The following is a 23,870-nucleotide window of genomic DNA, read 5'->3' on the forward strand; positions in this document are numbered from 1 at the left end:
GGTTTGTACTATTATATATACGAGCCTAGAGTGAAAATAGACCAAGCAATGAAAAAAAATACAGGATTCTTTGATCAAGAATCCTGTAATTGATGTAAATTTGCTTGTTCAATTGTAACCATCTGTAAATGGGGTTCTTTAAATATACTTCTTGAAATTTCAATAAAGATTTCTAAATCGCCTGTTGTATAAAACTGATGAACAGGGTAATAATCGTCTTTATTCAACAGGTGATGCACATCTAAAATCGTACTTGTTTCTCTGGCTGTTTCTTCACTTGAAGATATAATTGTTATTTCTTCACCAACAACGGATTGAATCGTATTTTTTAATAAAGGATAATGTGTGCATCCTAATATTAAGGTATCCATTTTACTATATTGCAGTAGTGGAGATAACGTATCTTCTACTACCTCCCTGGCTTGTTGTCCTTCAAGAATACCTTGTTCTACCATTGGTACAAACATCGGACATGCCAGAGCTGATACTTCCAATTCATCTTTTATATTCTTAAGCGCATTGGTATATGCATTGCTCCTAACCGTACCTTCTGTACCAATAATACCTACATGATTGGTCTTCGTAAATTTAATAGCAGCTCTTGATCCTGGCTGAATTACTCCAATTACAGGTATATTCAAGTTTTCTTTTAACGATTGCAATGCAAATGCGGTAGCAGTATTACAGGCCACAACTAGCATTTTAATATCTTTTTCAAGTAAGAAATTAACCATTTCCCAAGTAAATTGCTGGACTTCTTCTTTTGATCTTGGTCCATAAGGGCATCTAGACGTATCACCTAAGTAAATTAATTTTTCTTTTGGTAACTGTCGCATTAGTTCATGTGCTACCGTTAATCCCCCAACACCAGAATCAATGACCCCAATTGCTTGCTTCACCAGTATCGCCTCTTCTTTGAAGTTTTGTTCTCATTACATTCAACCCCATTCCACTCTAACTTCATATAAAGTGAAATTATTGCTGAATGTATCCATTTTACATTGCACTACGGGAAATTGAAATAGCTTCTCTCTTAAAAACTTCTTATTATTTTTTGTCTACTTCTTTCATTTGTTCATGTAGATAGGAAAGCAATTCATGTAAACCTTCAATTTGTTCCTCTGAAAAGTCTTCCAATACTTCTCCTAGATATGCTTGTCGTTTCTCAATAACCTCTTGAATAATTGTCTCCCCTTTTTCCAGTACATGAATTCGAACGACACGTCTATCCTTCGAATCTCGCACTCTTTCAACTAGCTTATTTTTCTCCATACGATCAACTAAATCTGTTGTCGTGCTAAACGCAAGGCTAATACGGTTTGACAATTCACCAATCGTCATATCTCCTTCTTCTAATAGCCATTGCAGTGCAACAAACTGTGGAGAAGTTATCGGGTAATTATTTAAAATCTGTCTCCCTTTTTGTTTAATAATTCCAGATATATATCGCATTCGTTTTTCAATTCGATTAATGGCGTCTGATGTTTCGTACGATCTCACAAAGTGACCTCCTACAATAATTACATGTATATAGTTATTTTACATAATGAAACAGACTCCCGTAAAGCAATATTCATTTACAATGAAACATTAGCAGTTCATTCATTTTATTCGAAGATGTATTTTTTGCTAATACAACCAAAATTACCTGCATTATTCTTCGTTTATCGGGTAAATATGGAAGGTAAAAATTCTTTTCAAAGAATTCGTTTGTACCCTGGCAAATGTACGCACCGAATCAATGATTTCACATAAGCTATATTGACTAAATAATTTCCCTTCATTCTGCAGCTCTATTGACAGCAAGGAGGGGTTAACATTTGAAGGACAACGAGTATAAACCGAAGCAATTATTAACTAAACGAGAAAAAGAAGTTTTCGAGCTGTTGGTACAAGATAAAACAACAAAAGAAATTGCCCAGGAATTATTTATTTCAGAGAAAACTGTCCGCAACCACATTTCAAATGCTATGCAAAAGCTAGGAGTTAAGGGGCGTTCACAGGCTGTAGTAGAGCTCCTTCGCATGGGGGAATTGAAGCTCTAATCAAATCGGCTTTCCATTTAGGAAAGCCGATTTAGGTTTGTGTTTTACTTCAGATTAAGGACGTTTTCATCTCATCAGGTAAAGGAACAGTTTTCCCTGTCTTCGGATCAATATAGACGAGTCTACCTCTTCCTGTTAATGAAATCTCCTCTTTATCATTTAATACCATATAATGCAGATCAATGGAGGATTTTCCTACATGATTTGCCTTAACATATACACGAAAAGATTGGTCAAAGTACATTTGTTGAATGTAGTCACATTGTAAATCGGATACAACTGGAATCGCTCCAACTTCTCCCTCTTCCACAAACAAACCTTTGGATTTCAGGAATTCAATTCGAGCCTGTTCAAAATATATAAATGGCGATGTATTATTCACATGACCGAATAAGTCTGTCTCTGAAAAGCGGACTTTTATCGGTATGAAAAATAAAAAAGAGGCTCGCCATGTTTCTAGATTATCTATGTATGAAATGCGCAATCGACATCCCTTCCTTGTTTAAAAATATGCTCTTAAAAACACTACTGATCCATTTGGGAAATAAATGGTTGTGATTATCAAATACCAAGTAGAGCGCTATTCTCCTGTATGTAATCTATTTGGATTGTATCTTTCTTCCCTTTTAAAAAGGCCCAACCATCTGGGTAGGGCCTCTTTTAACTATCTTTTTAATGTGCGTGGTCACTTCCAAAGAAGTTTTTGAATGCTTGAATATTTGTTGCACGGTTCATGGCAGCAATAGATGTAGTAAGTGGAATTCCTTTTGGACAAACTTCTACACAATTTTGTGCATTTCCACATCCGTCGATTCCGCCATCTTCCATCAAACCATTTAAGCGCTCACTGGCATTTAGCTCGCCTGTTGGATGTGCATTAAACAAACGTGCTTGCGATAAAGCAGCAGGTCCAATGAAGTTGGATTTATCGTTTACGTTTGGACAAGCTTCCAAGCAAACACCACAAGTCATACATTTTGATAACTCATAAGCCCATTGACGCTTTTTCTCTGGCATACGTGGCCCAGGACCTAAGTCATGCGTACCGTCTAGCGGGATCCAAGCTTTCACCTGTTTAAGCGCATCGAACATACGATCTCTATCCACGATTAGATCTCGTACTACTGGAAACGTCGACATTGGCTCTAGTCGTATTGGTTGTTCCAATTGATCGATAAGTGCGGCACAAGATTGGCGAGCTGTTCCGTTAATCACCATGGAGCAAGCCCCGCATACTTCTTCTAAACAGTTCATATCCCATTGTACCGGTGTCGTTTTCTCTCCATTGGCATTGACTGGATTTTGGCGAATTTCCATTAATCCAGATATAACGTTCATATTTTTTTTGTACGGAATGTTAAACGTTTCCTTATAAGGAGCAGAATCAGGGCCGTCTTGTCTAGTTATTATAAAAGTAACTGTCTGCTTATCAGCCATTCTTACTTACTCCCTTCACTTTTTTTCGTATAATCACGTTTTCGTGGTTTAATTAGTGATACATCAACATCCTCATAGGAGAATTCCGGTGAATTAGATGTTTGATCAAATTGCGCAATTGTCGTTTTTAACCATTCTTCATCATTTCGATCAGGAAATTCCGGTTTATAATGAGCCCCACGGCTTTCATTACGGTTATAAGCACCGAGGGTAATTACACGCGCAAGATGAAGCATATTTTTTAATTGACGTGTGAACATTACTCCCTGATTACTCCAGCGAGAGGTATCATTAATATTAATATTATCCCAGCGTTCCTGGAGTTCTTTAAGTTTTTCATCCGTTTTTAGTAGTTTGTTATTTTCACGAACTACTGTAACGTTATCCGTCATCCATTCACCTAGTTCTTTATGAAGCTGATACGCATTTTCGGTTCCATCCATTTTCATCATTTTCTCAAAACTATCTTGTTCTTCTTGTTCTTTCTCTTCATATAAGCTTGAAGGCAGATCATCAATATGTTTGTCCAAACCTTCAATATATTTAATTGCACTTGGTCCTGCAACAGATCCACCATAAATTGCAGAAAGTAAAGAGTTTGCTCCTAAACGATTGCCGCCATGCTGTGAATAATCACATTCGCCAGCTGCAAAGATTCCAGGGATACTTGTCATTTGGTCGATATCTACCCATAGTCCACCCATTGAATAATGTACTGCTGGGAAGATTTTCATTGGAACTTTTCTCGGGTCTTCTCCAACAAATTTCTCATAGATTTCAATAATACCACCAAGCTTAACATCAAGCTCCTTTGGATCTTTATGAGATAAATCAAGATAGACCATATTTTCTCCGTTTATCCCTAACTTCTGATTAACACAAACATCAAAGATCTCACGTGTAGCAATATCACGTGGGACTAGGTTACCATAAGCAGGATATTTCTCTTCTAAGAAGTACCATGGTTCACCATCTTTATAGGTCCAAATTCGGCCACCTTCACCACGTGCTGATTCACTCATTAAACGTAATTTATCATCGCCAGGGATGGCAGTTGGATGGATTTGAATAAATTCTCCATTCGCATATTTTGCGCCTTGCTGGTATAACTTGCTGGCCGCAGAACCTGTATTAATCATGGAGTTCGTTGACTTACCAAAAATAATACCAGGACCACCTGTTGCGAAAATAGTTGCATCAGAAGGAAAAGCTTTCATCTCATGTGACTTAATATTTTGAGCCACAATTCCTCTTCCGACTCCTTCATCATCGATAACGGCACTAACAAATTCCCAATTCTCATATTTTGTAACAAGACCTTCTACTTCATATCGACGAACTTGCTCGTCAACAGCATAAAGTAATTGCTGACCTGTCGTTGCTCCTGCATATGCTGTACGATGCATTTGTGTCCCACCAAAACGACGAAAATCTAATAGTCCTTCAGATGTACGATTAAACATAACCCCCATACGGTCAAACATATGTATAATACCAGGTGCTGCATCACACATTGCTTTAACCTGCGGTTGGTTTGCTAAAAAGTCTCCACCATATACTGTATCATCAAAGTGAAGCCAAGGAGAATCTCCTTCTCCTTTTGTATTTACTGCACCATTAATACCACCTTGAGCACATACAGAGTGAGAGCGCTTTACAGGAACAATAGAAAACAGATCTACATTGACTCCTGCTTCTGCGGCTTTTATAGTTGCCATTAAGCCAGCTAACCCTCCGCCAACTACGGCAATTTTACGATTACTCATGTCTAATACTCACTCCCTCTTCGATTAATTTAAACCCCGTACGCAAATGTAATTAATGTTCTTATGCCAACATAGCTTAACGCTAAGAAGACAATTACGGTTGCATATGTAACGATCTTTTGGGACTTTGGCGATTGGGTAATACCCCAAGTAACGCAGAAGCTCCATAGCCCATTCGCAAAATGAAAAACGGTAGATACTAGTCCGATAATATAGAACCAGAACATAATTGGATTACTAAGGATACCTTCCATTAAGCTATAATCTGCTCCGTGTGAGCCGATTGCAATTCTAGTTTCCCAAACATGCCAGATTAGATAGACAAAAGTAATAACTCCCGTTACACGCTGTAAGACAAACATCCAATTACGGAAAAAACCATAATTCTTTGTATTGTTCCTTGCTACAAATACAATATAAACCCCTAGAATAGCATGAAACAAAATAGGCAGGTAAATTACTACAAATTCCAACAGTAATCGAAATGGTAAGTTATGCATGAAATCTGCAGCTTGATTGAAGTTTTCTTCACCATAAACAGCAAAATGATTCACCACCAAGTGTTGAATCAAGAAAATACCAATTGGAACCACGCCTAAGAATGAGTGTAATCTTCGAGTTAAGAACTCACGATGCTCTGCCAATGTGTTACCCCCCTTTAGTTTAATCAATTGTTTAGTATCAATTTGTTGTACATTATTCGAAAGATCAACCCAATACAATCTCATAAAAAAAGGAAAGTTCTGCGAGTTGATATTGTACAATTTGTGACATGTTTATTGTACTTCTAACTCTATAAAGCGTCAAGAAAACGGTACCTTAAAATTTAGAAATATTATTCCGCTACTTCTTGCAGAAAAGATCAATGATTTCTCTTTGTATACTTGCGTAAATGCTAGATTATATAGATAATATAACTAGTATCTGTATGTACATCGTTAGCTCATCCCTTATTAAGGTTGACGGGCTGTAACACCCCTTATCAGGAAAACATTTCTGAAAACAAAGAAGGGAAGCGGGGAGATGCCCCATTGGTTAACGATTTACTTTATGGTTGAGAAGAGAGGATGACCTTCATGACAAACAAACGTGATGCCTTGATATCCGTTTCAGAAATTGAAGAATTACATACGGCAGGAGCCGGTTATGATATTCTACGATACATAGGCTTACCTGAATTATTAGGAAAGGAATCTCCTACTCTCTTATATTTTATGGGGAGAATGCTTGCTAGAAAATTCGAGCTTCAGACGATTGAAGACATTGTATTTATTTTCGATAATTTAGGTTGGGGAAAATTAGAGTTAGTCAAAGATAAACGAAAAGAAATGACTTTTCAATTGATGTCCGATTCCATCGCTAAACGGTTAAACGCTTCGTTCGAGGCTGAATTTCGTCTAGAATGTGGTTTTTTAGCAGAGGCACTACAAATTATTCAACAATATGATTGTGAATGCGTGGAGACAATTCATTCACGAATACATCAGGTTGAAATTACTGCTGTATTCACAAATTAAAGAAAGAGCAGTAGTTGATAACTGAATCTATCACCTACTGCTCTTCTAGTTTAGAACCATTTAAATGCTTAATTATGGCATGGGCCGTGTTTTTTGGTATACCTAATTTACTCAAATCTTCAATTGCAGCATGCTTAATATCATTAATGGACTTAAAATGGGTCAATAATAATTTTCTTCTTTTTTCACCTATACCTGGTATTTTATCTAACTCTGATTGAAATGCACTTTTCCCACGTAGCTGTCTATGAAATGATATCGCAAAACGATGGACTTCATCTTGTATTCGTTGTACCAGATAAAACTCCTGAGACTTTCTATCTAAGTCCATTACTTCAGGCGGAAAGCCATATAGGAGTTCGCTTGTTTTATGTTTATCATCCTTAGCTAACCCACATAAGGGAATATCTAATCCTAATTCATTTTCTAATACATCCAATGCTGCGCTCATTTGCCCCTTCCCTCCGTCAACAATGATTAAATCAGGAAGTGGCAATTTATCTTTTAACACTCGTTTATATCTGCGTCGAATAACCTCACGCATTGTATCATAATCATCTGGACCTTCTACATCGCGAATCTTATATTTACGGTACTCTTTCTTATTTGGCTTTCCGTCAATGAATACAACCATTGCAGAAACAGGATCCGTTCCTTGGATATTAGAATTATCAAAAGCCTCGATGCGATGCGGAGTTTCGATATTTATTTTTTCTCCCAATTGTTCCATTGCAACAATCGTTCGTTCTTCATCTCGCTCGATAATGGAGAACTTTTCTTTTAGTGATATTTTAGCATTTTCGGCAGCAAGCTCCACGAGTTCCTTTTTTCTCCCTCGGTAAGGAGTATGAACATCGATTTCTAATAGATGCTTCAATAATTCAACATCTGTTCCTATTGGAACAAGGATTTGTTTTGGTTTAAGATGATTCTGATGCAGATAGAATCTCCCGATATAACTAATAAAGGTTTCTTCTGCCTCATCAAAAAATGGAAAAATAGCTACATCTCGCTCGATTAACTTTCCTTGCCGAATAAAAAATACTTGGATGCACATCCATCCTTTGTCAAAACTATATGCAAAAATATCACGATCGGTCTGATCATTAAGCGTCATTTTCTGTTGCTCCATTACCGACTCGATATGCTGGATTAAATCACGTAGTTCCTTTGCCCGTTCAAAATTAAGTTGCTCACTAGCTTCTTGCATTTTTGTCGTTAAATCTTTTTTTATTGACTTATATCCACCATGTAAAAACGAAACTACGTTCTGGACAATGTCCGCATATTTTTCTTTCGATGGAGGGGTTTCACTGCAAGCGTAACACTGATGCATATGATAATAGAGACATGGCCTTCCAGGTGGATTGTTACATTTTCGAAGCGGGTAAAGCCGATCAAGTAATTTCTTTGTTTCTCGAGCTGCGATAACATTGGGATACGGTCCAAAATACTTCCCCTTATCCTTTTTTACCTTTCTTGTAATTAAAAGTCTAGGATGTCTTTCTGAGGTAATTTTTAAGTATGGATAGGATTTATCATCTTTAAGCATGACATTGTATTTAGGATCATATTTTTTTATCAAATTCATTTCTAAAATCAATGCTTCTATTTCCGAAGAAGTTACAATATACTCAAAGGTTTCAATTTCTTGCACTAAGCGTTGTGTTTTACGGTCATTGGCCCCAGTAAAATAAGAGCGTACGCGACTTTTTAGTAATTTAGATTTGCCAACATAGATGACGGTATCATATTTATCTTTCATAATATAACATCCTGGTTTAGCAGGAAGTACAGCTAGTTTCTCTTTAATTAACTGATTCATATGTCCATCCAATCCCTTTAAAAATCCCTTGTCACAACAAGTAACAAGGGATTTTTCTGTTTACATTCTACTGATTAGTATATCATTATTTAGGCATGTTTGTTAATTAAATCAACTAATGCCTCTTTCGGTTGGAAACCAATTACTTGGTCTACCACATTACCATCTTTAAACAGTAATAATGTCGGAATACTCATTACGCCATATTTGCCTGCAGTTTCTTGGTTTTCGTCTACGTCTAATTTTACAATCTGTACTTTATCTTCCATTTCTCCATCAATTTCTTCAAGAACAGGTGCAATCATCTTACAAGGTCCGCACCAAGGTGCCCAAAAGTCAGCTAATACTAAACCCTCTGCTGTTTCTTTAGAAAAATTTTGATCTGATACATTTATAATCGCCATTCGTATCTTCCTCCTCAAATAAAGCTAAATTCTTACGTTGAGTATACCATCGTTAGTATTACCTTACTAATATTTTGCTTATTCATTAAAATCAACTGGAAATATGCTTATACAGTATAATTAAAAAGCTCTGTAAATAGCTATCTACAGAGCCTTCCATTATCATACCGTTACTTTAAGCTTTTTTATCTCTTCTATCAACAACGGAATCACTTCAAACAAATCCCCAACAATGCCATAATCCGCTACATTAAAAATATTGGCTTCTGGGTCTTTATTTATGGCTACAATTACTTTCGAGTTAGACATTCCAGCTAGATGTTGAATAGCCCCTGATATCCCAACAGCAATATATAAATCAGGTGTTACTACCTTACCGGTTTGCCCAATTTGCAAGGAATAATCACAGTATTCTGCATCGCAGGCTCCACGTGAAGCACCAACTGCTCCTCCTAAAACTTCCGCCAATTCATAAAGTGGTTTGAAACCGTCTTCACTTTTAACGCCGCGTCCCCCGGCTATAATAATATTGGCTTCTGATAAATCTACCCCTTCTGACGCTTTTCTTACGACATCTTTAATTACCGTACGGATATCGGTAATCTCGAGATCCTTTGGTGTGATTTCACCCGAGCGTGCTTCATCTCGTTCAAGTGCAGGAATATTATTAGGACGAATGGTGAAAAAGGTCAGGCCATCAGTAATGATCTTCTTTTCAAATGCCTTCCCAGAATAAATTGGTCGAATAAATTGCACATGATCCCCATCCACTTCAATATCGACAGCATCGGAAATCAAACCAGTATTCAACTTACTTGCAATCTTAGGAGTTAAGTCTTTACCAATTGCCGTATGCCCCATAACAATACTTGTTGGTGACTCTTCGTTTACGATTGCTAAGATCGCCTGTCCATAACCTTCAGAAGTATAAGCTTTTAATTGTTCATGAGAAATGGTAATGACTCGATCAGCACCGTAATAAATCATTTCCTCTCCCAGCGCCTGAAGTTCACCATTTCCACAAATAACGCCTACTATTTCACCTTCTTCATTTATTTTCTTTGCTGCTGCAATTGCCTCATAAGAGACATTTCGTAATGAACCTTCTTTTACTTCACCAATTACTAACAATTTATCACTCACGTAAATTACTCCTCTCTGTCGTTATGATTAAAGTACCTTTGATTCATGTTTAAGTAATGAAACTAGTTCTGTTACTTGATCATTCATTTCCCCTTCAAGAACTCTTCCAGCTTCTTTTTCAGGTGGCAAGAATATATCTATTGTCTTTGATTTCGGAGCAACTTCATCTTCATCCAAATCCAAATCATCAATTTCTAGTTCTTCCAATGGTTTTTTCTTTGCTTTCATTATCCCTGGAAGTGATGGATAACGCGGTTCATTTAGTCCTTGTTGACAAGTAACTAAAACCGGTAATGAAGCTTCAATAATTTCCACATCACCTTCCACATCTTTCTCAATGTTTACCTTATCTCCATCAATCTTTAAACTTGTTATTGTAGTAATGTATGGAATCCCTAATGATTCAGCTAACCGTGGTCCAACCTGACCGCTTGCTTCATCAATGGCAACATTTCCTGCAAGGAGTAAATCCACATCTTTTTCCTCAAAAAACGCTTCCAAAATTTTAGCCGTTGTAAATTGATCGCCATCCTCAAGGTCATCTTCCGTATTAATGAGTACTGCTTTATCTGCTCCCATTGCCAGCGCAGTACGCAATTGTTTCTCAGACTCCTCGTCACCAATTGTTACAACCGTTACTTCGCCACCATGTTCATCACGCTGATTAATTGCTTCTTCCACCGCATATTCATCATATGGATTAATGATGAATTCAGCCCCGTCTTCTTCAATCTTGCCATTGGATACATTTATCTTTTCTTCGGTATCAAATGTCTTTTTTAATAATACATAAATATTCATATCAATTCCTCCTTTAGTTTATCTATCCTGGAAGTTTGGTTTACGTTTTTCGATAAATGCCTGCACACCCTCTTTGGCATCTTCCGTGCCGAATACTTCACCAAAGGCCCTAGCTTCCTCTTCAATCCCAAGATCAAAATTTTTGGTTTTTGCATACGGTAATAGGTGCATCACTTGTTTAATTGATAATTTTCCTTTTGCTGCAATTTTTTCTGCCAAGCGCTGGGTTTCTTGTTCCAACATTTCCTCATGAACCACTTTATTTGCTAACCCGAACGAATATGCTTCTGTACCAGTTATTGGTTCCCCTGTTAAAATCATCTCATAAGCTTTTGCTGTACCTACGTAATGTGGTAATCGCTGTGTACCAGCAAATCCCGGTATAATTCCTAATGTGATTTCAGGTAATCCTAACTTCGTATTCTCTGTAACAATTCTTATATGACAAGCCATTGCTAACTCCAGGCCACCACCCAAAGCAGCACCATGAATAGATGCGATAACAGGAATTGAGAAATGTTCAATTCGATTAAATAATTCCTGCCCCCGTTTTGCTAGTGATTCATAATCAGATGCTTGTTGCAAGGAAGTAAATTCTTTGATATCTGCTCCGGCAGAAAAAAATTTCCCATCCCCTTTAATAACAACTGCCTTGACGCTTTCAGCAGCTTCTACTTCATCTAATTGATGAGCTAAATCATTTAATAGAGTACTAGATAAAGCATTTGCAGGTGGACTTTGAATCGTTAAATACGCTACTTGGCTCTCAATATTTAAAGCTAGTGTCCCCAAAGTTTCTCCTCCTTTTTCCAAAGAATGTGTTGTTATGATAGGGTTAGACCTTCGGTTAAAAGGGTATGAACCTCTTTAGCTTGCTCTATCAGTTGATATTTCCTTTCTTTCATAACCCAATTTGTAACCGTTTCATCTAGTGTACCAAAAATCATTTGACGAACAAGTGGTATATTCAAACTATTTCGGAAAATACCTTCTTTCATTCCCTCTTGAACAATCGAGTCAATTACTGTCAAATATGGTTTCAGTACATTATTAATTTCTAATCTTAATTCAGGATTTGACTGCCTTAATTCTAACTGCGTGACAACTGCTAAATGAGGATCCTTACTTAATTGACTGAAATGCAGCTGAATTAATTCGTACAGCTTCTCATTTGCATTGTTCTTATTTTGAATAGCTTCGGTTATATGGTTAATAAATTGCCCCATTTTTTCTTCGAACACAGAAATTAATATGTCTTCCTTGTTTTTAAAATATAAGTATATGGTTCCGTCAGCTACGCCAGCTTTCTTTGCTATTTTAGATACTTGTGAAGCGTGATAGCCATTTTCTGCAATAACTTCTACTGCCGCTTCAATAATTTGATTATACTTCGGTTTATTCTTTTTCATCGTACTCTCCTAACAATTACAAGCATAAAATGAATGATTATTCATTCATAATGATAGCTTCTTTTTCCCTTAATGTCAATAGATAGCTTGTACTTGTTATTGGAAAAAAAGAGCTTTTCGCTCAAATAGTTGTTGCTTCTTCTATTTTCGTATCATCTTCGACTAATTGTCTGCGTAGTATTTTACCTACTGCTGTTTTCGGAAGTTCATCGCGAAAATCATATTTCTTTGGAACTTTATAAGCGGCTAAATGCTTTCTACAATGGGTATTAAGATCTTCCTCTGTTAGATTAAATCCTTGTTTTAACACAACGTATGCTTTTACTGTTTCTCCACGGTATGGGTCGGGAATACCAGCAACGACCGCTTCCTGTACTGCCTCATGTTCATATAGAACTTCCTCTACCTCTCTCGGGTAAATATTATACCCACCAGCAATAATCATGTCTTTCTTTCGATCAACAATATAAAAATAGCCATCCTCTGTTTGATAACCTAAATCACCTGTAAACAGCCATCCATCTTTCAATACTTGATCCGTTTCTTCAGGGTTATTCCAATATCCCTTCATTATTTGAGGCCCTTTTACTGCAATTTCCCCAACTTCTCCAATTGCGGCTTCCTCCATTGTTTCCATATTAAAGATCTTTGAATCCGTATCCGGCCATGGTACACCAATACTACCATTCCTTCGTTGATGCCATACAAAATTGGCATGTGTTACCGGGGATGATTCAGTTAAACCATAACCTTCAACTAACTTCCCCCCAGTTACCTCCTCAAACTGCTCTTGTACTTCTGTTGGTAGAGGAGCTGATCCACTGATACAAGCTTCAATTGATGATAAATCGTAATTTGTTAATTTTGGATGATTTAACAAACCAACATAAATCGTAGGTGCCCCAGGAAACAATGTTGGTTTTTGTTTGTGAATGGTTTTCAATACCTCCGTAGGGTCAAATTTAGGTAGCAGGATCATTTTCGCACCAATAAGTATCGAATTATTCATAACAGCAGTCATTCCATATACATGAAAAAACGGCAATACCCCTAACACAATTTCTTCACCAGGTTTTGTTTTGTATACCCAAGCGTCACACATTTCTACGTTCGATACCAGATTATAATGTGTTAACATGACTCCTTTTGGAAATCCTGTTGTTCCACCGGTATACTGTAATAAAGCCAAATCTTCTTTTGAATCAATCGTTACTGGCTCATAGGTTGCTCTGGCCGTTTCCATAATATATTCCCATGTATGCATATCCTCTCCTTGCTCTGCTTTTACTACCATATTATATTGTCTTTTTTGAATATATGGGTAAATGATGTTTTTGGGGAATGGTAAATAGTCCTTCAGACATGCAACTATTGTATGTTTAAGATCAGTGTTGTCCTTTACATTAGTCACTCGCGGCAATAAAACGTCCAGACATACGATAAAGGTAGCTCCCGAGTCATTCAATTGATACTGTAGTTCCCTTTCTTTATATAACGGGTTGGTTTGCACAACGATACCGCCAGCCATTAAAGCACCATAATAACAAATCACTGACTGCGGGCAGTTGGGTAACATGATAGCTATTCGGTCGCCTTTTTCCATCCCAAGCATTTGAAGATAATTAGCCATTTTAGCTGCTTGTGTGTAGAGCTCTTCGTAAGCTAACTCTTTACCCATGAAATGAAGCGCTTTCTTTTTTGGGAAACGTTCTGCGCTTTTTTGTAATAATGAATGTAATGGTTTTTCGTCATAATGCATAGAGGGCTTAATCTCAGGTGGATAATGTTGATGCCAGCTTTTTGTGTTTTCCATGGTTTCTCCTCCTTTTATCTTATTTTATACCTATTATACCGATTAATTTCAATTTTTTAAAATTTAATGTAAATTTTTTATTACATTTTTATTTGTCAATATAGAATCATCGGAATGGACTGATAAATATAGGTGTTTTTTTCCGTTTTTTCAACGCTAAGTTTTATACATTTTTACAAAAAAAGCTTGTAGAAAACAGCGGAAACTATTTCTACAAGCTATAACTTCACCGGGCAAGTAATTATATCAAAAATTTTATTTATATAAGCCATATAATTCCTACCACAATAAATACAACGGCCACAACGATTAAAATTTTCGCTAACCTGTCTAGAACCATGTATTCCTCTCCTTATCCTATACTTGCTCCAATGACAAAAGCTAGTCCAATCGATATCATCATGGATATAAATCCAACAGCTTTATTTCCACGACCAATCTCTTCATCTACTTTTAACATCGGCGTTAAAAATTCAAAAATAAAATAGCCTATAAGAAGCAGCAGGAACCCAAGGACTCCCCAGCCTATGCTTTGCAGCAGTGTATCGTTATGTTCAATGGAATAACGGAAAATGGTAGCAATTCCAAATATCTTACCTCCTGTTGCCATCGCCACTGCAAAATTTCCTTTTTTGATTTCTTCCCAATTTTTATATGTCGTTACAACTTCAAACACTGCTAAGAACACAAGCGTACATAAGATTACTACACTATATCTGGCTGCTGTTTCTACAACGATATTTTCCCAAAAAGCTGCCATCAAATACATATCCTTCACCCCGATATATCAGACTATTTCAAACTAATAACGGTAACACCACTACCACCTTCACTCGACGAGCCTGGTCTTGCTTCACTAATTCGAGGATGATTTTTTACAAATGTCTGTACGCCCTTTCGTAATGCACCTGTACCCTTTCCATGGATAATTGATACCTTTGGATAACCAGCTAATAATGCATCATCGATATATTTTTCTAATTTTAATAATGCATCCTCATAGCGTTCTCCACGTAGATCAAGCTCCGTTTTCACATGGTAAGTCGATCCTTTAATAGTTGTTAGAGGTTTCTCAACCGATTGTTTCGTTTTACCTAACAACTGTAAATCTTTTCGTTCTACTTTAACTTTCATAATTCCAACTTGTACAAGATATTCATTCTCATTTACTTTCTCCAAAACAGTACCTTTTTGGTTAATGGTTAGTAATTTTATTTCATCTCCAACCTGAAGTTCTTTCTGTTGCTCCTGCTTACCACCGTAGGATTTTTGTTTCTCTTGTTTCGAAGTAAGTTGCGGTTTTGTCGAATCAAGTATTTTCTTAGCTTCAATCCATTCATGTTCTTTCCATTCAGCCTCTGTTCGCATATTGCGAATCTCTTCTACAATCAACTCCGCATCTTCACGTGCCTTTTTAATAGCAGCTTCTGCTTTCTCTTCGGCTTTTCGATACAAGACTTCCCGTTTTTCCATCAATTGATTCCATTCACGTTGCAACTCACCATGAAGTTTTTCGGTTTCCTCTAAAAGCTGATAAGCCTCTTCATAGTCCTTTGCCGCATTTGTTTGTGACTTCTCAAGTGAAGCAATCATATTCTCCACACTTTTCGAATCGATACCGACATGCTTCTGTGCCTCCTCAATAACATATTGATGAAGTCCAAGCCTTTTTGAAATTTCAAACGCATTACTTCTGCCAGGAACCCCTAATAACAAACGATAGGTTGGCTGCAATGTTTGAACATCAAACTCTACAGATGCATTAACAACTTGGTTACGATTATATCCATATGCTTTTAATTCTGGATAATGTGTTGTTGCGATGACACGTGCGTCACGACTTATTACTTCATCCAAAATCGCCATCGCTAAAGCTGCTCCCTCTTGTGGATCGGTACCTGCACCTAATTCATCAAACAATACAAGCGTTTGATCATCCACATGTTTTAAAATATCCACAATATTTGTCATATGAGAAGAAAACGTGCTTAAATTTTGCTCAATTGACTGCTCATCACCGATGTCAGCATAAACCTGCTTAAAAACTGCAAGTTCACAACCATCGTAAGCAGGTATTTGTAAACCTGACTGCGCCATTAACGTGCATAGACCGACTAATTTTAATGTGACGGTTTTGCCACCCGTGTTTGGTCCAGTAATAACAATCGAAGTAAACGTATTACCAATTTCTATGTCGTTTGCTACAACAGCTTCTTTATCAATTAGAGGATGACGTGCTTGCTGCATTTTTATTATGCCATCGTTATTCATACGAGGCATTGCTGCTTTCATCGATTCACCAAGTTTGGCTCGTGCAGCAATAAAATCTATCTGCCCTAATACACGAACGTTCTCCTGTAAAAAACCCTCCTCGCTTGCAATATGATTGCTTAGTTCCCTTAGTATCCGGTCTATTTCTTGTTTCTCTTTAACAACTGCTTCTTGTAATTGATTATTTAAATCCACTACTGCTTTTGGCTCCATAAAGAGTGTTTGGCCTGATGCTGATTGATCGTGAACAATCCCACCAATTGCTCCACGATACTCTTGCTTTACGGGAAGGACATAGCGATCATTTCGAATGGTGATAATAGCATCGGATAACATACTGCTTTTCGATTTTGTAAAGCTTTCTAACCTTTCTCTCACCCTACTTTCAAATGTACGTATTGATGAACGAATACCTCGAAGCTTTTGGGATGCACTATCCATCACTTGGCCATGATCATCAATACAGCTTTTAATATGCCGTTCTAAATCACGTAATGAAGTAATATGTTCTGCATACTTTTTTAAAATAGGTAATTCTTCTTCCAACTTCATAATAAAGTCCCTTACCTGTCTTCCACCATAAATCGTACTAGCTACATCCATACATTCACTTGTCGTGAGAACTCCACCAATAGAACTTCGTTTTAAACTTGCACGGATATCAAAAATGCCGCCCAATGGTATGGATTTATTTAATCTGCGTATTTGTGAAGCTTCATCCGTTTCTTGCTGTAAATGTACCACTTCTTCCATCTCTGTAGAAGGATTTAGCTGCTTAGCGAAATCCTTTCCTAAACTCGTTTCTGCATGATTTATTAATTGTTCAATTATTTTATTATATTCAAGTACACGAAGAATTCGATCATTCATGTTTTTTACTACTCCTTTAAGCTATCTTATTTATTACGATTAAAGAAGGCTGTTAGCTCATCTGGAGACCACGTATTTAAAACCGTTTCTTGTTTAACCCAGCCTTTCCTCGCTACTCCTACTCCATACTTCATATGCTCTAGCATTTGATAGTTATGGGCATCTGTATTTATTGCCAGCTTCACTCCATTCGCTTGCGCTATACGTGCCCACTCATAAGATAAATCAAGTCGGTTTGGGTTCGCATTTATCTCCAATGCCGTATTAGTTTGTTTCGCCTTTTCAATAAGTGTTTCGACATTAACTCGGTATCCCTCTCGTCTACCAAGCAGCCTTCCTGTTGGGTGAGCAATTAACGAAACATAAGGGTTCTCTAACGCGGTTTCTAATCTATACATAATCTTATCCTCTGTTTGATTAAAGCTGGAGTGTATAGCTCCGATTACAAAATCCATTTCTCGAAGAAAATCTTCTGAAAAGTCTAGCTGTCCATCAGGTAAGATGTCCATTTCTACTCCAGAAAATATTCGAATATCATGATACCTTTCATTTAGCTTCGCAATTTCTTCCCGTTGCTTTCGTAGTCTTGTTTCATTTAAGCCATTGGCTACACTTAAGTACTTGGAATGATCCGTTATCGCAATAAACGAGTACCCTTTAGAACGTGCCTGGTTGACCATCTCTTCAATTGACTGCGCCCCATCACTCCAGGTTGTATGCATATGTAAATCACCTTTTATATCATCCAACGCTAGTAATGGGTACGTCGTTTTGAACGCGTCTGTTTCCCCTGTATTTTCTCTTACTTCTGGTGGAATATAAGTTAAGTTAAAATGATTAAAAAATTCCTCTTCCGTATCAAATGTAAGAACTTCGTGCGTTTCTTCTACTTCAATTCCATATTCATTAATTTTTTCCCCTCGTGCTTTTGCCAGCTGCCTCATAGCAACATTATGATCTTTAGATCCTGTAAAATGATGCAAGGTTGAGGCAAATTCCCGTTTCTTTACAATTCGAAAATCAACATTAATATCATAAACATCCTCTATAACTACCGAAACTTTTGTATCTCCTTTGGCAATAACTTCTTTTATGTTATCCATATTTAATAAAGCGTCTCGGATAATAGTTGGTGAGTCAGTGGAAATAATGTAGTCAATGTCTTTCACTGTCTCTCGCATTCTTCTCAAACTTCCTGCTCTAGAGAATTGATCTATTTCGTTAATTTGAGTCAAGTAATCTTCAATACCTTCAGCGATAGGCAGCATAATAGATAGCGGTAACCGTTCAGGTCGTTTTCCCGCTTCATTCAATGCAGCCACTATTTTCTCTGCAGACTTCTTCCCAAAACCAGCAAGGCTTTCAACCTGGCCATTTTCACATGCGCGCTTTAATGAAGAAGCATCAATTACCCCAAGTTCTTGATATAATTTCGCGAGCTTTTTTCCACCTAACCCTGGTAATTGAAGTAGAGGGAATAAGCCTTCAGGGATTTCCTTTTCAAGTTGCAGCAATGTTTCAGACTTCCCATTCTTCATATATTCTTGAATAACAGCACTTGTACCCTTTCCAATTCCATTTATTTTCGTAAAATCGTCAATATCCGTTAGGGAACGATCATCTCGTTCTAGGGCTTGGGCTGCTTTACGATACGCACTTATTTTAAAAGGGTTTTCTCCTTTTAGTTCTAAGTAAGTTGCTATTCTCTCCATTAATTTAATAATATCTTTTTTATTTACTTTCATTTCCATTCACCTATCTTGTCTATAGTTGTTCATTCAGTTGACCATCCAAGATGAGTACTTTATGCTGTTTCGTTGTCACACCAGAGTTATACAGCTTCGGATATTTTAGAGCGGCTGAACGACGGTTCCTTGCCTATCAAACTTATAAAAAGACTGGTCCCAACCAGTTACTTATTTGTACCTTCATACAATGTAATCCTGTTGATTAGAACCAGCCTTTTCAATATTTATTAATTTGTAAACATATCTGCCATATGATTAAACCATAATTCCTTAATTTTTTCAGAAAAATACGGCGTATGTTCAATCATAAATAAAGCGATTGAAGAATCATTAATCCATGTTTGGACCTGGGCAACCGGTACTAATGCTAAAATATATAAAACAATAAACAATAGTAAGTAGATTTCAATAAATCCTAAAATAGAACCTAGAAGTTTATTGACTGAATTTAAAATTGGTAACGAAGCAACAAAATCTAGCATCGATGCTATCAGTTGAAGGATAATTCTTACTGCAATAAAAATAATCACAAACGCAATTGCATTATAGAATCCATTTTCTAATGGCAATGCTTGTAAGAATTCCGCCCATTCACCGTTTTCTCCTAAGTCAGGATAAGGAATCCATAATGAAAGTTTCGGTCCTAAATCGTCATAATAAAGAGCCGCCGCTACGAAAGCTGCTATAAAGCCCACAATATGAAATAATTGAAGAATAAACCCTCTTTTTAAACCGATTAAAAAACCGAAAATCAATAATATTAATAGTACGATATCCATCATTTTTTTATTTATCCTCTTTCTTTTTTAATGACCCTAATAAAGATGCGTAGTCCTCTTTTAATTTTAAATAGTCATTCATTGTATTTACAGCTGTTAACACAGCCAATCTTGTAGTGTCAAGCTGCCGATTTGCCTGTTGAATTTCACTCATTTTTTGATCAACTAAGCTAGCGACCAATTTGACGTGGCTTTGGGCTTCTGTGCCAATGATCGTATAAGTTCGATTATGTATTTCCACAGTCGTACGTGTTTTTTCTTCCTGGGCCACGTGTTTACCCTCCTCAGAATCTAAATTGTGTTTTTGTATAGAAGGATAGCTACGAATAGAGCTATACCGTTATATTTGTTACTTACCTACTAGCCGCTTGTAACAGAAAATGATCACAAGCTAATAAATTTAGATGTAGTACAGCGAACTAAGCTGATAGCAACCAATGAGAAATGCCAATGTACTTTATTAGTTGCTTCAGTAGGATTTTATGCCTTTGTACTCATCTTATCTTAACATGAAGTATATCGTTTAGGAAACTGTCGACTACTGTAAATGAATCCAACCATTTTTTGTAAATGTATTTCTAAATCGAACAAGGTTTGCTATAGTTTTAGTTACAATGAAGATTGGAGAGATTCATATGCCTCAGGCAGTCTATAAACTTTCACAGCAAACAATATACCAAATGAAGCACTACTATCAAAGCTCGTTAACCACTACACCTCAAGGAGCAATATTTCGAGCTAAAACACCCGAGGCAGTTATTACCGCTTATAAGTCAGGCAAGGTTCTTTTTCAAGGTGCAGCACCAGAAAAAGAATCAAAAAAATGGGCAAACACTAATGAAGTGGTTGCACCTAAAGCAGCATCTCGTTCACAGAGGACACCTCATGCCTTTGTCCCACCAACTACCTTATACACATCCAACCATATGGGTACGGATGAAGCTGGTACGGGAGATTATTTTGGTCCAATAACCGTAGCAGGCGTTTATCTAACTCAAGACCAAATTCATTACTTAAAAACCATTGGTGTCACGGATTCGAAGACAATAACCGATACAAAAATTCGTGAATTAGCGAAAAAAATTACTGCTATGAATATACCGTGTTCGCTTATGGTTTTACGCAATGAAAAATATAATCAACTGCAAAAAAAGGGATGGTCACAAGGGAAGATGAAAGCAGTTCTTCATCAACACGCCATTAACAAATTACAAGAGAAAATACAAGGGCAGCAAATAGAAGGTATCATTATTGATCAATTTTGTGAGCCGCCTATCTACCAGCGGCATATACGATCCGAACAATTATCCTTATTACCTCACACCTACTTTCTAACCAAAGCCGAAAGCTATTCTACAGCCGTTGCAGCTGGTTCGATTATTGCAAGAGCTAGCTTTTTAAAAGAGATGGATGCCTTATCAAAATCTACCGGGATGACACTACCAAAAGGTGCATCAAAAAAAGTCGATGAAACCATTGCGCAGATCATCCATAAATATGGATGGGATTTCTTAAACAAATGCGGGAAGACACATTTCGCTAATACTAAAAAAGCGAATACCTACTTATAAGTTTTAAAAAAAGACAATGAGCCACTAGCTCACTGTCTTTTTATTTAAGAGCGAATATATGCTTGATATTTCTGTGTTACGTCCTCAATAATTTTTTCAAACGATGCTTGTATTTCTTCATCCGTTAAGGTTTTTTCGGGGTCTTGATAAACCAAGCTATATGCTACTGACTTTTTGCCTGCCTCCATGTGTTCCCCTTGATAAACATCAAATACATCAACCTGTTTAACTAACGGCGCCCCTGCCTCTGCTATCGTCTTTTTCACTTCTCCAGCCAAGACATCTTTATCCAATACAAAGGCAATATCTCTAACTATTGAAGGATACTTTGGTATTGTTTTATAAGTCAGAGATGGAGTATAGGCATAAAATACCTCATCCATATTAATGTCAAAAACATATGTTTCTTTTAAGTCCCATTGTTTCTGCAAGCTAGGATGTACTTGCCCGATGAAACCGATTCTCTTATCACCGAGCTTTAATTCCGCTGTTCTACCAGGGTGCATATCCGCAATCTTAGCTTGATTAAATGAAACAGAGACATCTAAATAATCAAACAGCTTTTCTACGATGCCTTTTAGCACATAAAAGTCTACCGTTTTATTATCCTGTTGCCAAGGGTGATCCATCCATTTCCCTGATATTGCTCCAGCCAATCGGAGACGCTCATCAGGTTGTTTCGTTAATTCTCTTTCTTTCGTTAAGAAAACACTGCCTAATTCATAATAGGCAAGATCGATTTGATTTCTTGCTTGATTATGTGAAATGACACGTAGTAATTCAGGCAATAGACTTTGGCGTAAGTATTTATGATCTTCACTCATAGGAAGCTTTAATTCAATAGGAACAAACTGTCCTTCCTTAATTTCTGGACTAATTAATTTGGATACCGCATTATCACTTATTAATGTATACGTACGGCTCTCCATCAGACCAGCGCCCTCTAATAAGCTCTTTACTTTTCGGATCATTGCCTGTTTATTTGTTAATGCTCCAGCCTGTGATGCACCTACCGGAAGGGTGTACGGCAACTGATCATAGCCATAAATACGAGCCACTTCTTCTAACATGTCTTCAAAGATGGTGATATCCCCACGGCGAGTTGGTACAGACACAGTAATTTGGTCGTCATGTTGTTCGAATGCAAATTGCAATCGATGCAGTATATCAACGATCTGCTTCGTTTCCAATTCTGTACCAAGGCGTTTATTGATTTCAGTAGTGTCCATTTCCACTTGCTTCTCGGTTTGGTCCAATTCATCAAATTCTACAACATGTTTTAAAATGGTGGCATCTGCATACTGCTCTAATAATTCACAAGCACGTAATCCTGCTAATTTAACACGGTTTGGGTCAATACCCTTTTCAAATCGTGTACTGGATTCACTTCGTAAACCGGTTGATTTCACAGCATTTCTTACAGCATTCCCGGCAAAAAATGCAGCTTCAAGTAATACATTGGTTGTACCTTCTGTTACCTCTGTATTCAACCCGCCCATTACACCGGCTAATGCAATCGGCTCCTTGCCATTGGTTATGACAAGATGTTCATTAGACAAGGTTCTTTCTTGTTCATCTAATGTAACAATTGCTTCTTCTTCCTTTGCCCGACGCACTACAATCTTATCTGAATCTAATTTATCATAATCGAATGCATGCAATGGCTGACCGTATTCTAACAAAACATAATTAGTAATATCCACTACATTGTTAATTGGTCTGATCCCGGCGGCAATTAAATAATTACGCATCCATAGCGGAGAGGGGTTAATCGTTACATTACGAATGATGAATGCCCCATAATAGGGATTCCATTCTGGTGCTTCTACCTCAACAGAAATAAACTGATGCGCGTCTTCCTCTACCATGGCAGGTTTTGGATTCGGAAGCTTAACAGGTTGATCAAGTATAGCTGCCACTTCGTAAGCAACACCTAACATAGATAAACAATCTGCTCGATTTGGAGTTAAATCAAATTCCAAAATAGCATCGTTCAAATTTAGAATTGGCTCTACTGGCTCTCCTACCGTTACAGCCTCTGGAAAAACAAAGATACCTTCAGCCACATCTTTTGGTACATATTTTTCTTCAATACCTAATTCTTGCAATGAACAAATCATCCCATTTGATTCAACACCGCGTAATTTTACTTTTTTAATTTTAAAGTCTCCCGGAAGAACAGCACCAGGCTTTGCTACCGCAACTTTTTGCCCTTGCGCTACATTAGGTGCACCACAAATAATTTGTAACGTTTCTTCCCCTACATCCACTTGACAAAGATTTAATTTATCAGCATTCGGATGCTTTTCACAAGAACGAATATAACCAACAACAACATTTTCGCTTTTTTCTGCTACATACTCTATTCCATCCACTTCAATACCAGATTTTGTGATCTTTTCTGCCAATTCTTCTGGACTAATTGAACCTATGTTTACATAATTCTTTAGCCAATTTAATGAAACTAACAT

Annotated in this window: 22 protein-coding genes; 3 read left to right on the forward strand and 19 right to left on the reverse strand. The window is 37.1% G+C overall.

All coding sequences use genetic code 11. The features are described 5' to 3' along the window. Positions 1–74 precede the first annotated feature (74 nt). Entirely contained in the window at positions 75–899 is an 825-nt protein-coding gene (racE, locus tag JKP73_RS13395; RefSeq protein ID WP_021290944.1) for a glutamate racemase, read from the reverse strand. 148 nt (positions 900–1,047) lie between these two features. Beyond that, complete coding sequence (locus JKP73_RS13400) at positions 1,048–1,500, reverse strand: MarR family winged helix-turn-helix transcriptional regulator (protein WP_038243360.1); 453 nt, start codon at positions 1,498–1,500, stop codon at positions 1,048–1,050. A 320-nt stretch (positions 1,501–1,820) separates the two neighbouring features. Between JKP73_RS13400 and JKP73_RS13405 the strand changes: the two genes are divergently transcribed. Next, entirely contained in the window at positions 1,821–2,045 is a 225-nt protein-coding gene (locus JKP73_RS13405; protein ID WP_010651078.1) for a helix-turn-helix domain-containing protein, read from the forward strand. Positions 2,046–2,094: 49 nt separating this feature from the next. On the opposite strand, the gene JKP73_RS13410 is transcribed toward JKP73_RS13405, so the two are convergent. The 4 genes from JKP73_RS13410 to JKP73_RS13425 all read right to left on the reverse strand — a co-directional run bounded on the left by JKP73_RS13410 (position 2,095) and on the right by JKP73_RS13425 (position 5,892). Further along, positions 2,095–2,529, reverse strand: a complete 435-nt coding sequence (locus JKP73_RS13410; protein WP_021290942.1) for an acyl-CoA thioesterase — start codon at positions 2,527–2,529, stop codon at positions 2,095–2,097. Between the two features lie 188 nt (positions 2,530–2,717). Continuing rightward, on the reverse strand, positions 2,718–3,482 hold the full coding sequence (gene sdhB, locus JKP73_RS13415) for a succinate dehydrogenase iron-sulfur subunit (protein WP_021290941.1): 765 nt from the start codon (positions 3,480–3,482) through the stop codon (positions 2,718–2,720). A 2-nt stretch (positions 3,483–3,484) separates the two neighbouring features. Next, the gene (gene sdhA, locus JKP73_RS13420) at positions 3,485–5,248 is read right to left on the reverse strand and encodes a succinate dehydrogenase flavoprotein subunit (protein ID WP_200411403.1); all 1,764 of its coding nucleotides are present in this window, start codon (positions 5,246–5,248) and stop codon (positions 3,485–3,487) included. 29 nt (positions 5,249–5,277) lie between these two features. Then, entirely contained in the window at positions 5,278–5,892 is a 615-nt protein-coding gene (locus JKP73_RS13425; RefSeq protein WP_021290939.1) for a succinate dehydrogenase cytochrome b558 subunit, read from the reverse strand. 432 nt (positions 5,893–6,324) lie between these two features. Here JKP73_RS13425 and JKP73_RS13430 point away from each other — a divergent pair, with 432 nt between their 5' ends. Then, positions 6,325–6,765 carry a YslB family protein gene (locus JKP73_RS13430; RefSeq protein ID WP_200411404.1) on the forward strand — a complete coding sequence of 147 codons (441 nt, stop codon included), beginning with the start codon at positions 6,325–6,327 and terminating at the stop codon, positions 6,763–6,765. 34 nt (positions 6,766–6,799) lie between these two features. On the opposite strand, the gene uvrC is transcribed toward JKP73_RS13430, so the two are convergent. The 12 genes from uvrC to zapA all read right to left on the reverse strand — a co-directional run bounded on the left by uvrC (position 6,800) and on the right by zapA (position 20,099). Beyond that, positions 6,800–8,590 carry an excinuclease ABC subunit UvrC gene (gene uvrC / locus JKP73_RS13435; protein ID WP_200411405.1) on the reverse strand — a complete coding sequence of 597 codons (1,791 nt, stop codon included), beginning with the start codon at positions 8,588–8,590 and terminating at the stop codon, positions 6,800–6,802. An 89-nt stretch (positions 8,591–8,679) separates the two neighbouring features. Further along, a complete protein-coding gene (gene trxA, locus JKP73_RS13440) occupies positions 8,680–8,994 on the reverse strand; it encodes a thioredoxin (RefSeq protein WP_021290936.1) in 315 nt (104 codons plus the stop codon). Positions 8,995–9,156: 162 nt separating this feature from the next. Continuing rightward, complete coding sequence (locus JKP73_RS13445; RefSeq protein WP_021290935.1) at positions 9,157–10,137, reverse strand: electron transfer flavoprotein subunit alpha/FixB family protein; 981 nt, start codon at positions 10,135–10,137, stop codon at positions 9,157–9,159. Between the two features lie 27 nt (positions 10,138–10,164). Then, entirely contained in the window at positions 10,165–10,938 is a 774-nt protein-coding gene (locus JKP73_RS13450) for an electron transfer flavoprotein subunit beta/FixA family protein (RefSeq protein WP_021290934.1), read from the reverse strand. A gap of 18 nt (positions 10,939–10,956) precedes the next feature. After that, positions 10,957–11,730 (reverse strand): enoyl-CoA hydratase, encoded by a 774-nt coding sequence (locus tag JKP73_RS13455; RefSeq protein WP_021290933.1) that lies wholly within the window; start codon positions 11,728–11,730, stop codon positions 10,957–10,959. 32 nt (positions 11,731–11,762) lie between these two features. Beyond that, positions 11,763–12,347 (reverse strand): fatty acid metabolism transcriptional regulator FadR, encoded by a 585-nt coding sequence (gene fadR / locus JKP73_RS13460; RefSeq protein ID WP_021290932.1) that lies wholly within the window; start codon positions 12,345–12,347, stop codon positions 11,763–11,765. 121 nt (positions 12,348–12,468) lie between these two features. Then, on the reverse strand, positions 12,469–14,160 hold the full coding sequence (locus JKP73_RS13465) for a long-chain-fatty-acid--CoA ligase (RefSeq protein WP_021290931.1): 1,692 nt from the start codon (positions 14,158–14,160) through the stop codon (positions 12,469–12,471). 352 nt (positions 14,161–14,512) lie between these two features. Beyond that, a complete protein-coding gene (locus JKP73_RS13470) occupies positions 14,513–14,920 on the reverse strand; it encodes a DUF350 domain-containing protein (protein ID WP_021290930.1) in 408 nt (135 codons plus the stop codon). 32 nt (positions 14,921–14,952) lie between these two features. Further along, positions 14,953–17,301: an endonuclease MutS2 gene (locus tag JKP73_RS13475; RefSeq protein WP_200411406.1), complete on the reverse strand. Its 2,349-nt coding sequence runs from the start codon at positions 17,299–17,301 to the stop codon at positions 14,953–14,955. A gap of 26 nt (positions 17,302–17,327) precedes the next feature. Next, positions 17,328–19,046 (reverse strand): DNA polymerase/3'-5' exonuclease PolX, encoded by a 1,719-nt coding sequence (gene polX / locus JKP73_RS13480; RefSeq protein WP_200411407.1) that lies wholly within the window; start codon positions 19,044–19,046, stop codon positions 17,328–17,330. Positions 19,047–19,276: 230 nt separating this feature from the next. Beyond that, the gene (locus tag JKP73_RS13485; RefSeq protein WP_160807045.1) at positions 19,277–19,831 is read right to left on the reverse strand and encodes a CvpA family protein; all 555 of its coding nucleotides are present in this window, start codon (positions 19,829–19,831) and stop codon (positions 19,277–19,279) included. A 4-nt stretch (positions 19,832–19,835) separates the two neighbouring features. Further along, positions 19,836–20,099 carry a cell division protein ZapA gene (zapA, locus tag JKP73_RS13490; RefSeq protein ID WP_021290926.1) on the reverse strand — a complete coding sequence of 88 codons (264 nt, stop codon included), beginning with the start codon at positions 20,097–20,099 and terminating at the stop codon, positions 19,836–19,838. Between the two features lie 364 nt (positions 20,100–20,463). Here zapA and rnhC point away from each other — a divergent pair, with 364 nt between their 5' ends. Further along, the gene (gene rnhC, locus JKP73_RS13495; RefSeq protein ID WP_188942297.1) at positions 20,464–21,399 is read left to right on the forward strand and encodes a ribonuclease HIII; all 936 of its coding nucleotides are present in this window, start codon (positions 20,464–20,466) and stop codon (positions 21,397–21,399) included. Between the two features lie 44 nt (positions 21,400–21,443). On the opposite strand, the gene pheT is transcribed toward rnhC, so the two are convergent. Next, positions 21,444–23,870 carry a phenylalanine--tRNA ligase subunit beta gene (gene pheT, locus JKP73_RS13500; protein ID WP_200411408.1) on the reverse strand — a complete coding sequence of 809 codons (2,427 nt, stop codon included), beginning with the start codon at positions 23,868–23,870 and terminating at the stop codon, positions 21,444–21,446.

This window comes from Virgibacillus salexigens, from assembly GCF_014905415.1.
GTDB classification, from domain to species: domain Bacteria; phylum Bacillota; class Bacilli; order Bacillales; family Amphibacillaceae; genus Virgibacillus; species Virgibacillus salexigens.

What these genes read in the sequence shown, in the direction of transcription:
- sdhB (WP_021290941.1), bottom strand. Translation starts at nt 3,482, where the DNA reads ATGGCTGATAAGCAGACAGTTACTTTTATAATAACTAGACAAGACGGC.
- sdhA (WP_200411403.1), bottom strand. Translation starts at nt 5,248, where the DNA reads ATGAGTAATCGTAAAATTGCCGTAGTTGGCGGAGGGTTAGCTGGCTTA.
- JKP73_RS13430 (WP_200411404.1), top strand. Translation starts at nt 6,325, where the DNA reads ATGACAAACAAACGTGATGCCTTGATATCCGTTTCAGAAATTGAAGAA.
- uvrC (WP_200411405.1), bottom strand. Translation starts at nt 8,590, where the DNA reads ATGAATCAGTTAATTAAAGAGAAACTAGCTGTACTTCCTGCTAAACCA.
- trxA (WP_021290936.1), bottom strand. Translation starts at nt 8,994, where the DNA reads ATGGCGATTATAAATGTATCAGATCAAAATTTTTCTAAAGAAACAGCA.
- JKP73_RS13450 (WP_021290934.1), bottom strand. Translation starts at nt 10,938, where the DNA reads ATGAATATTTATGTATTATTAAAAAAGACATTTGATACCGAAGAAAAG.
- fadR (WP_021290932.1), bottom strand. Translation starts at nt 12,347, where the DNA reads ATGAAAAAGAATAAACCGAAGTATAATCAAATTATTGAAGCGGCAGTA.
- JKP73_RS13465 (WP_021290931.1), bottom strand. Translation starts at nt 14,160, where the DNA reads ATGGAAAACACAAAAAGCTGGCATCAACATTATCCACCTGAGATTAAG.
- JKP73_RS13470 (WP_021290930.1), bottom strand. Translation starts at nt 14,920, where the DNA reads ATGGCAGCTTTTTGGGAAAATATCGTTGTAGAAACAGCAGCCAGATAT.
- JKP73_RS13475 (WP_200411406.1), bottom strand. Translation starts at nt 17,301, where the DNA reads ATGAATGATCGAATTCTTCGTGTACTTGAATATAATAAAATAATTGAA.
- polX (WP_200411407.1), bottom strand. Translation starts at nt 19,046, where the DNA reads ATGAAAGTAAATAAAAAAGATATTATTAAATTAATGGAGAGAATAGCA.
- JKP73_RS13485 (WP_160807045.1), bottom strand. Translation starts at nt 19,831, where the DNA reads ATGATGGATATCGTACTATTAATATTATTGATTTTCGGTTTTTTAATC.
- rnhC (WP_188942297.1), top strand. Translation starts at nt 20,464, where the DNA reads ATGCCTCAGGCAGTCTATAAACTTTCACAGCAAACAATATACCAAATG.
- pheT (WP_200411408.1), bottom strand. Translation starts at nt 23,870, where the DNA reads ATGTTAGTTTCATTAAATTGGCTAAAGAATTATGTAAACATAGGTTCA.